The sequence below is a fragment of the Christiangramia sabulilitoris genome (genome assembly GCF_007050985.1).
GTDB classification, from domain to species: Bacteria; Bacteroidota; Bacteroidia; order Flavobacteriales; family Flavobacteriaceae; genus Christiangramia; species Christiangramia sabulilitoris.
The window spans coordinates 390,851-403,893 of sequence record NZ_VHSF01000003.1; the positions used below are offsets into that span (position 1 = coordinate 390,851).

Annotated in this window: 10 protein-coding genes; 8 read left to right on the top strand and 2 right to left on the bottom strand. The window is 39.6% G+C overall.

The genetic code is table 11. The features are described from left to right. Positions 1-73 precede the first annotated feature (73 nt). The 6 genes from porG to murI all read left to right on the top strand — a co-directional run bounded on the left by porG (position 74) and on the right by murI (position 6,395). On the top strand, positions 74-772 hold the full coding sequence (gene porG / locus FGM01_RS11935; protein ID WP_143411400.1) for a type IX secretion system protein PorG: 699 nt from the start codon (positions 74-76) through the stop codon (positions 770-772). Then, positions 773-1,513, top strand: coding sequence for an isoprenyl transferase (locus FGM01_RS11940; RefSeq protein WP_143411401.1), 741 nt, complete (start codon positions 773-775; stop codon positions 1,511-1,513). Between the two features lie 7 nt (positions 1,514-1,520). After that, entirely contained in the window at positions 1,521-4,142 is a 2,622-nt protein-coding gene (locus tag FGM01_RS11945) for a BamA/OMP85 family outer membrane protein (RefSeq protein ID WP_143411402.1), read from the top strand. Between the two features lie 31 nt (positions 4,143-4,173). Next, the gene (locus FGM01_RS11950) at positions 4,174-4,983 is read left to right on the top strand and encodes an OmpH/Skp family outer membrane protein (RefSeq protein ID WP_143411403.1); all 810 of its coding nucleotides are present in this window, start codon (positions 4,174-4,176) and stop codon (positions 4,981-4,983) included. 36 nt (positions 4,984-5,019) lie between these two features. Then, complete coding sequence (locus FGM01_RS11955; RefSeq protein ID WP_143411404.1) at positions 5,020-5,529, top strand: OmpH/Skp family outer membrane protein; 510 nt, start codon at positions 5,020-5,022, stop codon at positions 5,527-5,529. Between the two features lie 71 nt (positions 5,530-5,600). After that, positions 5,601-6,395 (top strand): glutamate racemase, encoded by a 795-nt coding sequence (gene murI / locus FGM01_RS11960; protein WP_143411405.1) that lies wholly within the window; start codon positions 5,601-5,603, stop codon positions 6,393-6,395. Here the strand turns inward: murI and FGM01_RS11965 are convergent. Beyond that, the gene (locus FGM01_RS11965) at positions 6,392-7,489 is read right to left on the bottom strand and encodes a PorP/SprF family type IX secretion system membrane protein (RefSeq protein ID WP_243735800.1); all 1,098 of its coding nucleotides are present in this window, start codon (positions 7,487-7,489) and stop codon (positions 6,392-6,394) included. The genes murI and FGM01_RS11965 overlap by 4 nt on opposite strands. Before the next feature lie 10 nt (positions 7,490-7,499). Here FGM01_RS11965 and FGM01_RS11970 point away from each other — a divergent pair, with 10 nt between their 5' ends. After that, a complete protein-coding gene (locus FGM01_RS11970; RefSeq protein ID WP_143411406.1) occupies positions 7,500-8,417 on the top strand; it encodes a NifU family protein in 918 nt (305 codons plus the stop codon). Positions 8,418-8,477: 60 nt separating this feature from the next. On the opposite strand, the gene FGM01_RS11975 is transcribed toward FGM01_RS11970, so the two are convergent. Further along, on the bottom strand, positions 8,478-10,748 hold the full coding sequence (locus tag FGM01_RS11975; protein WP_143411407.1) for an inorganic phosphate transporter: 2,271 nt from the start codon (positions 10,746-10,748) through the stop codon (positions 8,478-8,480). Positions 10,749-10,931: 183 nt separating this feature from the next. Between FGM01_RS11975 and FGM01_RS11980 the strand changes: the two genes are divergently transcribed. Beyond that, on the top strand, positions 10,932-12,980 hold the full coding sequence (locus FGM01_RS11980) for a thioredoxin domain-containing protein (protein ID WP_143411408.1): 2,049 nt from the start codon (positions 10,932-10,934) through the stop codon (positions 12,978-12,980). The last annotated feature ends 63 nt before the right edge of the window (positions 12,981-13,043 follow it).

Here is a 13,043-nt window from a genome sequence, read left to right on the forward strand (position 1 = left end):
TACTTATGCACAAATCTGCTGAAATTATTGCAGGGCAATCAGAATTGTTATATTTGCAAACTTTTGAAAACCTATGAGGTATCTTATCGCATTTGTAGTGATGGCATTTTTTTCTATTAGCACATATTCTCAACAAGTTGAGATAGGGGCTTTTGCCGGAGGTGCAAATTTTATTGGTGATGTAGGCCGTACGAATTATATCCTGCCTAACTCCCCGGTAGGCGGTTTGATCGCAAAATGGAATCGAAGCGCCAGGCATTCACTGCGCTTCACCTTAGTATATGCAGAGATCTCTGCAGATGATACCAAATCCTCAGACACCAGAAGACAGCAACGGGGTTACTCTTTTGAGAACACTATCGCAGAGGCTTCTCTGGGTTTAGAATTTAATTTCTGGGATTTTGATCTGTCTGAGCCATTACCGCAAAGTACTCCGTATCTTTATACCGGCATCACTTACTTTAGAGCAGATCATGTCTGGCTAAAGAACGGAAGAGCCAATAACCTGGTCAATGAAGGCACGAACTGGTCTTTTGCCATACCTATGGTGATGGGTTACAAGGAAGCCGTTACAGAGCATATTATTGGTGCTTTTGAAATAGGTGCCAGGTACACCCTTACAGACAACCTGGACGGGAGCTGGCCGTCAGAATATTTGGGACGAAGAGAACCGAATGCAGAATTCGGGAATAGAAATACGAATGACTGGTATGTATTTACCGGCATAACATTCACGTTTACATTTGGCCGAAAGCCATGTTATTGCTTTTAAATGAATTATAAAGACAACTTAAACCTTGAAAAATTACCTGGTCATATTGCCATCATCATGGATGGAAATGGACGCTGGGCTAAACAAAAAGGTTTCCTTAGAGCTTCCGGGCACAAGGAGGGCACAAAAGCGGTGAGAGATGTCGTGGAAGGCTGTGCAGAGATCGGGATCAAAAATCTGACGCTTTATGCTTTTTCAACCGAGAACTGGAACAGGCCTAAATTAGAGGTCGATACCCTGATGAAACTTTTGGTATCAAGTTTAAAGAAAGAAATCAAGACCCTGCAGGATAACGATATCAGGTTAAATTCTATTGGCAATATTTCCAACCTTCCGAAGAAAGCAAAAAAGGAGTTACTGGATGTAATTGAAAAGACCTCAGGCAATAAGCGCATGACTTTAACTCTCGCACTGAGCTACGGAAGCCGTGAAGAAATCACGAATTGCATCAAACAGATTGCCACCAAAGTAAAAAGTGAAGAATTATCTATAGATGCAGTTGACGAATCGGTTATAAATGAGCATCTTTACACCCGAAATTTACCAGATGTAGATCTTTTGATCCGCACCAGTGGTGAACAGCGCATTAGCAACTTCCTATTATGGCAGATTGCTTATGCTGAATTGTATTTTACAAAAATCCTGTGGCCAGACTATAGAAGAGAAGATCTTTTTGAAGCCATTTATAATTATCAAAATAGAGAACGAAGATTTGGAAAAACAAGTGAGCAACTCAGTTAGTGCATTCATGACGAAAAAGATTTTTACACTTTTTGCAATTTGTTTCATATTCAGTATAGCTGCCAAAGCACAAGACCTACCCCTTGGAGATTCTAAAAAATATACCATTGGCGATATAAAAGTCACCGGCACCACTACCTACAATGAACAAACCGTAATAGCATATACCGGCCTTAAAGAAGGAGAAGAAATATTCATTCCGGGAGAAAAACTTCGGGATGTAATCAACAAACTATGGGAACTGGACCTTTTTAGTGATATTAGTTTTTACATCACCAATGTAGAAGGCAATGTTGCAGACCTGGAACTGGAGATCACAGAAGTACCGGTGTTAAACCAGGTAAGATTTGCCGGCATCAAGAAAAAAAGCAAACGCGACGAGCTTATAGATGAAAACAACCTGAAACCCGGAGTAAAAGTTACCGAAAACCTTATCACAACTTCCAAAAACTATATTGAAAACAAGTATAGAAAAGAAGGATATTTTAATGCCAGGGTAGACATTAGAACCTCGGAAGTTACAGATACAGTTGCCACCAATAAGGTGAATATGATCGTGGATGTAAATCAGGGTGACCGTGTAAAGATCTCAGATATAGAATTTATTGGAAACGATAAACTATCTGATGCGAAGCTTAAGCGAAACATGAAGAACACCAAGCAAAACAATCTTTTAAGATTCTGGAAGCGTTCTAAATTCGTGAGAAAGGATTACCAGGAAGATAAAGAATCTGTAGTAAACAAATACAAGGAAGAAGGATTCAGAGATGCCCGAATCACTTCAGACACTTTAATAAAAAAGGACGAAGAAACTATTGCTCTTCGATTAAATATCGAGGAAGGAAATCAATACTATATAGGTGAGATTGACTACCTGGGGAATAATGCCTATACAGATGAGCAATTAAACAAATTCCTGGGAATCAAAAAAGGTGACGTTTATAACGGTGTCCTACTAGATGAAAGAGTACAGGGAAGAGAACCAAATAAAACTTCGATTGCCAATGAATACCAGAATAACGGGTATTTATTCTCTGATATAGATCTTGTGGAAACCAATGTATACAATGATACTATTGATTTCGAGATCAGGATAAGAGAAGGTAAAGAGGCTTATTTCGATGAAATAAGAGTAACCGGAAATGACAAGACAAAAGATCATGTAATCTACCGTGAACTTAGAACGAAACCCGGACAAAAGTACAGCCAGGAAGCAGTTGTGGCCACTGTGCGTGAATTAGGAGCCTTAGGTTTCTTTGATGCAGAACAGTTAAATCCGGAGTTTGTAGATCCAGATCCACGAGAAGGTACGTTAAGCCTGGAATATCAGGTTGTAGAAGCCGGAGCCAGCCAGATCGAACTTCAGGGAGGTTACGGCGGAGGTGGTTTCATAGGAACACTAGGACTATCCTTTAACAACTTCTCTATACAGGGATTATTTGATAAAGAAGCCTATAAGCCAGTTCCCATGGGAGATGGTCAAACCCTTTCTTTAAGAGCACAGGCCAGTACTTTCTACCAAACCTACAGCCTCTCGTTCAGAGAACCCTGGTTAGGCGGAAAAAGACCGGTGAGTCTTTCCACTTCATTCAGTTATACAAGACAGTTCCTTTTTGATTTCGTACAAAGAGAGGCAGATAAGAGCCGTAGTTTTGACATTCTGGGAGTAAGTATAGGATTAGCAAAAAGATTAACAGCACCAGATCAATATGTAACGCTTTCTAATGTTATAGGTTACCAGAGATATGATCTTAATAACTATAACACAGGGCTGTTTACATTTGGTAACGGGCATTCAAATAACCTGTACTATCAATTTGGTATCACCAGAGACAATACAAGATTCAACCCTATTTTCCCAACTGGCGGATCAAAATTTTCGGTCACAGCGAAATTAACCCCTCCTTATTCCCTATGGAACGGAGTTGATTATGCAAACCTGGAAAATCTGGATGAATACCAGTTAAGAGACGACAACGGTAACCTGGTTAATGAGCAGGGCAACCGGGTAACCCCAGAAAATTCTGTAGCAGATCGCGAATTGGTAGACCAAAAGAAATATAACTGGCTGGAATTCTATAAGATCAAATTCGCCGGAACCTGGTATACCAACCTTTACAGTTTCTCTCAAAGCAGTAATCTAGTATTGAGAACACATGCTGAATATGGTTTTCTGGGTGCTTATAACAATGAAAGAGGAATCCCTCCCTTTGAGCGTTACTACCTGGGTGGAGATGGTCTTGGAGCTTTTAGCCTTGATGGAAGAGAAACCATTCAGTTAAGAGGTTATCCTAACCAGTCTGTAGTGCCAATTGACCGGCCGGTGAACGCAAGAGATGATGGTGCGGTTATCTACAATAAATACTCACTGGAGCTTAGATTCCCTATCACTTTAAAACCCGCTGCTTCGATTTATGCCCTATCATTTTTGGAGGCCGGTGCTACTTATGACAATTTTAGAGACTATAATCCGTTTCAATTAAACAGATCTGCAGGTGTTGGACTTAGAATTTTTATGCCGACCTTCGGATTACTGGGTATTGATTTTGGATATGGATTCGACGAAATCGTTGGGCAACCAGGTCCAAATGGATGGGAAACACATTTTATCATTGGCCAGCAATTTTAATTTGGCATGATATTTTCTATATTCGATTCAGATGAAAAAAAGAGTATTCACCATTTTAGCGATTGCAGCCTTAGGCCTTTCATCGGTCACGGCACAAAAAACCATTAGACTTGGTTATATAGACATGGAGTATATTCTTGAGAACGTTCCGGAATATCAGGAAGCATCAAGACAATTAGATAACAGGGTCCAGGAATGGAAGGCTGAAGCCGAAGCAAAAATGCGCAAGGTGGAAGATATGAAGACCAGGTTGGACAATGAAAGGGCTTTACTCACTAAAGAACTTATTGAGGAGCGCGAAGGTGAGATCGCCTATATGGAACAACAAGCTTTGGAATATCAGCAAAACAGGTTTGGCCCGAATGGTGATTATATCATTCAGAAAAAACAACTGGTAAGACCAATTCAGGATCAGGTTTTTAGTGCGGTACAGCAAATTGCAGAAAACAGAAATTTAGATTTTGTTTTTGACCGGACTGCAGATATTGGAATGATATATGCAGACAAGCAATATGATGTAAGTGAAACTGTTCTTAGAACGATCAAAAGAACAGCAAATCGTGAGCAGCTGGAATCGAAAGATGAGATCAGGGAATTAGAGAAAGCCGAAGACAGAACGGTGGAACAGGATGCAGAGATCACAAAACGTGAAGAACAGGCTCAAGAAAAAAAATCTGAACGCGAAGCATTTATAGAAGCGAAAAAGAAAGAAAGAGATTCCTTGAAATCTGCAAGACAAAAAGAGTTTGAAGAGCGAAGAGCCAGAATTCTTGCAGAAAGAGAAAGAAAAAAGGATTCTATTTTAAAACTAAGAGAGAAAAAGAACGATACAATAAACTAAATTTTTTAACCTAAATTAAACTTAACGACGATTACAATGAAACAATTCAGAACACTATTTATAGCTTTAGCTTTGATGATTGGCGCTACTGCTTTTACAAATGCACAGACTAAAGTTGCTCATATTGCTACTCAGGAGCTAGTACAGGACCTGCCTGACTACAAGAGCGCAATGGATCAACTTCAGAAACTGGAAAAGACTTATGACGCTGAGATAAAAGATATGCTATCTGAAGCTCAAAGTACTATGCAGCGTTATGAAGCCGAAGCTAATACTAAATCTGAAGAGGAGAACCAAAAGCGTGCAACTGAACTGCAGGCAGCTCAAAGAAGAATTCAGGAGCATAGTGCTAAAGCAAGACAGGATCTACAAAAGAAGGAAACTGATCTATTGAAGCCGATCCTTGAAAAAGTTCGTACGGCTATCCAAAAAGTGGCCAGAGCAAAAGGATATGATTATGTTCTTGACTCTACTACAGGAACAGGCGTTCTTTTGGCCGATGGTTATAACCTTATGCCAGATGTAAAGAAAGAATTAGGACTGTAATAAGTTCATTTCAAGTAATAATTTAAAAAACTGCGTACATATTTGTACGCAGTTTTTATTTTTACACTAATATGAGCGACTCCAGACCCATTGGGATTTTTGATTCAGGAGTTGGAGGCACTTCCATCTGGAAGGAGATTCACCAGCTTTTGCCATTAGAAAAAACCATTTACCTATCTGATAGTAAAAATGCCCCATACGGTATTAAAACCCAGAAGGAAATAATAAGCCTTTCTATAAAGAATACAGAAAAGCTTTTAGAGATGGGATGCAAGCTAATAGTCGTTGCCTGCAATACTGCCACCACCAATGCCATTAAAATTCTTAGAGATTCATACAATGTCCCTATCATAGGTATAGAACCTGCAATTAAACCCGCTGCTCTTAAAAGCAGGAATAAAGCCATAGGCATCCTGGCAACCAGGGGAACACTGGCCAGTGAATTATTCGCTCAAACCTCAGAATTATACGCCAGAGACATTAGGGTTATTGAGGTGGAAGGAAACGGCCTGGTGGAACTTATAGAAGGGGGAAAAAGAAATTCCAGTGAAGCACGAAAATTACTCAAAGAACTGCTTACTCCAATGCTGGAAGCAAGGATAGATTACCTGGTACTGGGTTGCAGTCACTACCCATATTTGATCCCGCTACTAAGCAAAATATTACCGGAAGAAGTTAAGATCATTGATTCGGGTGAGGCTGTTGCCAGGCAGACCAAAAGTGTACTTCAGGAAAATAAATTGTTGAATACTTCTGTAGATACCGATCAAAGACCAGAATTCTACACCAATGTTAACCGAAAAGTACTGGAAGAAATTTTGGGATCCGGGGCCGGGAACTATAAAATTTCGGAATTGAACTTTTAATTGATCGCAGGACATTTACAGTCATACCGCTTTCTGCTCTCCCCGAAATTATACCCTAAAGTGATCTGGTGAAAACCACCATTGCTCAGCACCAGAGAATTCAATTGGTAACTGAAGGTATAACCAAAAATAAATTTATTGTAATTCACTCCAACAAAGGGAGTGATATATCTTAATTGCTGCCGCTTGATCTCTTCTCCCTGCGCAGTATATTCTGTGCTTTCAAAACTATTACGGTAGGACAATCCTCCCCATAATCTTCCAGATTCAATTTCGTAATAAGCTTTCATATTAGCATCCAGGGCCATTTCATTGGTGGCCTCTCTGGCCTGGAATAAGAGCGAAGGTTCAAAACTCCAGGGATCATTAGGATTCAGCGTAAAAACATACCCGGCAGAGAATAAATATTTTCTCATATTACTGGGCACGGCATCAGAATAGAATAGCTCTCTGTTTACAGAAATAATATTCTTGGCCGCAAAATGGAAATAAAGATCACGTACAAAATAAGAAATCCCCAGGTCCATATTAGCAAATAAATCGGTATCGCTGGCACCTAATAAAGGATCAAATCTGGAAAAACCACTGGTATCCAGCCTGTGCTGGATCACTCCTGCACTAATCCCAAAAGATAACTGGTTAAGATCTGCCGTGCTGCGGGAAAACATTAGATGGTAGGCGATAGATCCATAGAATCCCATTTTAGAGAAATTCCCGTTCTCATCCCTGAAAACGATGCCCCCTACCCCAATTTTCTCTCCGATCCTGGAATTATAAGCCAGGGTTTGTAAGTTAGGAGCGTCTTCCACGTCAAACCACTGTCTTCGCGCAGTTAACCTTATCTGATCATAATTTGAAGCTCCGGCCATCGAAGGATGTATCAAAAAAAGATTACTGGTAAGGTAGTCTGAATAGGTTGGAATGACCTCCTGTGCCCGTAAAGCCGAAAAATTCAGAAGTAATAATAAAGCTAAAAAGCTAAAACAACCTAACCCGTAATTATGCTGATTGGAGTAAGGTTTAATATGCATGTAAGTAGTCATAAAGGCTGTAAATATATGTATTACCTTGTTTTTCTTTAGTATTTTTGCCAAAAATTTTGAGATGAAAGATTTCAACATAACTATAGTTCCAACCACTACGGCTTCGATTGTAAAATTCGAAGCTGATAAATTCCTTACCCGTCACGAAAACTATGAATTTAAGAACATAGATGAGGCGGCTAAATCTCCCCTTGCCCAACAGTTATTCTATCTGCCTTTTGTTAAAACGGTATATATCGCACAGAATTTTGTGGCGATAGAAAAATACGACATTGTGGAATGGGCAGATGTACAGGAAGAAGTGGCTGAGCAGATTGAGTCTTACCTTAATAAGGGTGGTGAAGTCATTAAAGAAACCAAGTCTCAAAGCGGAAAAGTACCGGTCACAGTATACGCTGAAAGTACCCCGAATCCTGCGGTAATGAAATTCGTTGCTAACAAGAAACTGGTTCTTCAGTCTTCTGAATTTAAGAATATTGATGACGCGAAGAACGCACCACTGGTGCAGAAACTTTTCCATTTCCCTTTCGTAAAGGAAGTTTTTATCGATGAAAATTATGTTTCGGTTCAGAAATATGACATCGCTGAGTGGGAAGAAGTTACCATGGAATTAAGGGAATTTATTAGAACATATCTGGAAGAAGGTAATGAAGTTCTTAAGAAAGAGAGTGTAGGTACTTCTGGTGCATCTCCAAAAGAAGTTGAAGAAACCCAAAATGCGGCCTTTGAAAATCTAGACGACACTTCCCAGCAAATTGTGGCTATCCTGGATGAATATATTAAACCCGCTGTAGCAAGTGACGGTGGTAATATACTTTTTGACAGTTATAATGAAGAGAACAAAACAGTAAAGGTAATTCTACAGGGAGCCTGCAGCGGTTGTCCTTCTTCTACCATGACCTTAAAGAGCGGTATTGAAACGATGCTAAGAGACATGCTAAGAGGAAAAGTAGAATACGTTGAGGCCGTGAATGGTTAGAAAATCGGTTTACTATCATAAAACAGAAAAATCTCTTAATTATAAGGGATCTTTCTGTTTTTAATAATTCGTTGATTTCGCTTCGGTATAGAATTCCTGAAACAGCTGCAATAAGTTCATGGTAGAACCTATAAGGTCTTTCGTTTCCAGGAGGATCCCAAAATAGAGCTTACTATTCTTAGGGCTGGATTCTGAAGTTCTGATCCGCTGGATTTGTTTCTGGATCAATTCTGAAACATGATCCATCAAATCATTCTTTTCATTCAACAGCTCATCTATATTACTAAATTCATGATTATCGAAAGTCCGGGTGATCCTGTCAAAAAGAACCTGGGTTTTATCATCCACCTTTTTCAGGTCCCTGATTTGATTAAACTTTAGATTCTTATGGTTATTATGCACATGATTATAACTATTCCTGGCAATAAAACTTATAGATTGAACCATATCCTGGAGATGATCCAAAGTTAGAATATAGAACTTGCTCGCCTCTACTGAATTTTCGTCCAGAGATTTTATAAAGTAAAAAATATTGTCCTTCAGCTCATCGACTTCGGCTTCCAGCTTTTCGATCTTTTTATAATTCTTTTTTAGTTTACCAAGATCGTAATAACCTAACTGATCTACAGTTTTAGTAAACATCTTATTGATGCCACCTATTACATTCGAAATATTCTCTGAAGTTTCAGAAGTAATTTCATTTATAGTGATAATATCGCTTTTATTAAATTTCTTCTTTTCGTTTTCGATCTTCTCTTTCCGGGAATGAATTATCCCGCTTCTTACCACCAGAACAAGAGCAATAAGGATTAAAACCACTAAAGCTATAGTACCGCCAAAATAAATGATAGAACCAAAGATCGCAGCAGCCGTAAAGGCCACAATCGCGGTAACGAACCAACCTCCAACAACATTTAATACTCCGGCCACCCGGTAGACCGCACTTTCCCTATCCCACGCCCGGTCTGCCAGTGAGGTACCCATAGCTACCATAAAGGTCACATAAGTGGTAGAAAGCGGTAATTTCATGTTGGTACCAATGGAAATCAATACACTGGCCACCACAAGGTTGACAGATGCCCGTACCATATCAAAGGCAGGAGCATCGAATCTCTTACTGTTCTTATGGGAATCAGGTTTATCAAATTTATTTTCGATCCTGTTTCTCATGCTGCCGGGCAACAGTGAAGTAATCGCATTTCCAAAAATCACAGAATATCTTACGATGCCACGAGACAGCCAGTTAGGATTAAAACGTTCTACGGCATCACCCTGCCTGGACAAATTGATCCCGGTATCTACCACAGATCTTGCCTTACTTGAGAACCAAAGAGTGACCACCATTACCGCACCGGCTCCAACCAGTAGAATTTCAGGTGTGGGAACTTTACCGGACAAACCGGTCATGGCAAATTCTGAAGGCAAAACCCCGGTGGTCGCATAAGCGCTCTGCCACAATTCGAATGATTGCCAGGCCGCTATGGGAACTCCAATAAAATTCACCAGATCATTTCCGGCAAAAGCGAGAGCGAGGGCAAAAGTTCCAATAATGATGATTGTTCTCAGGATATTGAGTTTTAAAACACTCATCACGAACTGGGAGATCGCAGTAAAAAGAATGAAACCAATCAAAACTATTAACCAAGTGTTATTATTAACATAGTCCAGTGTTTCCGCAGAGATGTAGGGAACACTTTTCAATCCTTTTATTAGTATAAAATACAGGATCGCAGTTAGTGAAACCCCACCGAAAATACTACCTACGTATTTTACTTTGCGTTCAAATTGAAATGAAAATACAAGTCTCGAAATATATTGCACAAAAGCTCCGACAAGAAAAGCAATGACTACGGCCATAAGTATGCCTACTATTATTTCAGTGGCTTTTGCGGTATTTATATAATTTGTAATATCAGAAAGATTGCCATCGCCCTGGGTATAGATTTTTATTGCTGCCATACAAACTGCAGCACCCAGCAATTCGAAAACTATAGAAACGGTGGTGGAGGTTGGTAAGCCCAGGGAATTAAAAAAATCGAGAAGGAGGACATCTGTGATCATTACGGCCATAAAAATGATCATGATCTCCTCAAAATAAAATTCACCGGGGAGAAAAATTCCTTTTCGGGCGACTTCCATCAATCCGCTGGAAAAGATGGCTCCTACCGCCACTCCCAGGCTCGCGACTATCATAATAGTTCGCATGGAAACCGCTTTGGAACCTATAGCTGAATTCAGAAAATTTACGGCATCGTTGCTAACACCAACTACCAGATCTGTAATAGCCAGGGCAAACAAAGCGACCAGCATCACGATATAAATATCTTCCATAAAAGCGATCAATTAACAACCTACCTTATCGAATCTTTTTGACTTATTGGCTGAGTCTTAAAGGTATTAAAAGTTTAATAATACAAAATTGAGATAGTCTACACCCTTATATTAGGGTAATTTTAGGGATTTCGGTTAGCATTTAGCAGCTATCCGCTATACCTTTGAACATAATAAATTATCATGGCCACCAATTCACCCAGGCATACTAACGACCTCATCCACGAAAGCAGCCCTTACTTACTGCAGCATGCGCATAATCCGGTAAACTGGAAACCGTGGAATGATGCTGTTTTGGATGAAGCGAAAGAAAAGGACAAATTGCTCTTAATAAGCGTCGGTTATTCCGCATGTCACTGGTGTCATGTTATGGAGCATGAAAGTTTTGAAGATGAAGCGGTAGCAGACATTATGAACAGCAATTATATCTGTATAAAGGTAGACCGGGAAGAAAGGCCAGATATTGACCATGTATATATGAATGCGGTACAGGTGATGACGGGAACGGGCGGATGGCCCATGAATGTCGTGGCACTTCCAGACGGGCGCCCGGTTTGGGGAGGCACCTATTTTAGAAAGGAACAATGGAAAGATGCACTGGAGCAGATTTCAAGGCTATATATGACCCAACCTGAAAAGCTCGTGGAATATGCTGAAAAACTTGCCAAAGGATTAAATCAAATTGATCTTATCGAACCAATTACCGTTGAAAAGCCCTTACACAAGGATCTTTTTAAGCCTGTAATTGATAAATGGAAACGTTCGTTTGACCATAAAAATGGCGGATACAACCGGTCTCCAAAGTTTATGATGCCTAATAATTTTGAATTCCTCCTTCGCTACGCTCATCAGGATTCAGATAAGAACTTATTGGAGCATTGCTTACTTACCCTGAACAAAATTTCATGGGGAGGTGTTTTTGATCCTATTGCTGGTGGATTTTCCAGGTATTCGGTAGATGAAAGATGGCATGTCCCGCATTTCGAAAAAATGCTTTATGATAATGCCCAACTAGTACAATTATATTCTAAAGCCTTTAAACTGACCAAAAATGAATGGTACAGGGAAGTAGTTGAGAAAACACTGAAGTATATAGAGACGGAAATGACCGATCAAACCGGAGCATTTTATTCAGCTCTGGATGCCGATAGCCAGAATAGTTTTGGAAAGAATGAGGAAGGAGCATATTATGTCTGGACCAAAGAAGAGTTGGAGAACCACCTTGGGGACGACTTTCAGCTGTTTTCCACCTATTTTAATATTAACAGCTACGGAAAATGGGAAGATCAGGGATACGTGCTTATAAGGACGAGACCTTCTGATGATATCGCTGAAGAGTTCGGGATTTCAGAATCTGAAGTAAAACAAAGAATACAAAGTTGTCTGGACAAGCTGGAAAATTTAAGAAAAGAACGACATAAACCAGGATTAGATGATAAATCACTTACTTCATGGAATGCCATGATGCTTTCTGGATATGTGGCAGCCTACCAGGCTCTGGGCAAAGAAGAGTATCTGGCTGCAGGAAGAAAGAACATTGAATTTATTAAGGGACATCAAAAAAGGGAAGACGGCAGATTGTTCCATTCCTATAAAAACGGGAAAAGCAGCATAAATGGTTACCTTGAAGATTATGCCTTTTGCATTCAGGCATTCCTGGACCTCTATGAAACAACTTTCAAAATAGAGGACCTGCATCAGGCAGAAAGTTTATTAAAGGTTGCTGAAGAAGATTTTTTCGATCAGAATTCCGGAATGTATTTTTTTACCTCAATAAAAGACCGGGCATTAGTAACTAGAACTATTGAGATAAACGATAATGTGATCCCGGCCTCTAATTCTGTAATGGCAAAAAACCTGTTTCGATTGGGAAAAATTACGGGAAATACTAAATACCTGGATAGATCAAGACAAATGCTTCAGAATGTATTGGACAAGATCCCGGAATACCCACAATCTTACTCCAACTGGCTGGATCTCTTAATGAATTTTACCCATCCTTATTTTGAAGTAGCGATAACGGGAGAAAAATACAGGGAGAAGGCAAAATTTTTACAGGAAAAATATCTGCCTAATATGATATTGGCCGCAAGCGCTGAAGACTCTGAGATCGCCCTTTTAAAAGACCGGTATATAGATAACAAAGATCTCATCTATGTTTGCCAGGAAGGTGTATGCCAACTGCCGGTGGAATTTGAAGAAGCAGCACTGGAAAGGATTTGCGAAGTTTAACATAAATTAAACAAGAAATAAACTCTAATTTTTTACCATTAAAATCAATAACAATTAAAATTA

Excerpts from the sequence above, each read along its gene's own strand:
- FGM01_RS11955 (WP_143411404.1), top strand. The coding sequence starts at position 5,020 with ATGAAACAATTCAGAACACTATTTATAGCTTTAGCTTTGATGATTGGC.
- FGM01_RS11950 (WP_143411403.1), top strand. The coding sequence starts at position 4,174 with ATGAAAAAAAGAGTATTCACCATTTTAGCGATTGCAGCCTTAGGCCTT.
- FGM01_RS11980 (WP_143411408.1), top strand. The coding sequence starts at position 10,932 with ATGGCCACCAATTCACCCAGGCATACTAACGACCTCATCCACGAAAGC.
- FGM01_RS11975 (WP_143411407.1), bottom strand. The coding sequence starts at position 10,748 with ATGGAAGATATTTATATCGTGATGCTGGTCGCTTTGTTTGCCCTGGCT.
- FGM01_RS11945 (WP_143411402.1), top strand. The coding sequence starts at position 1,521 with ATGACGAAAAAGATTTTTACACTTTTTGCAATTTGTTTCATATTCAGT.
- FGM01_RS11970 (WP_143411406.1), top strand. The coding sequence starts at position 7,500 with ATGAAAGATTTCAACATAACTATAGTTCCAACCACTACGGCTTCGATT.
- murI (WP_143411405.1), top strand. The coding sequence starts at position 5,601 with ATGAGCGACTCCAGACCCATTGGGATTTTTGATTCAGGAGTTGGAGGC.
- porG (WP_143411400.1), top strand. The coding sequence starts at position 74 with ATGAGGTATCTTATCGCATTTGTAGTGATGGCATTTTTTTCTATTAGC.
- FGM01_RS11940 (WP_143411401.1), top strand. The coding sequence starts at position 773 with ATGAATTATAAAGACAACTTAAACCTTGAAAAATTACCTGGTCATATT.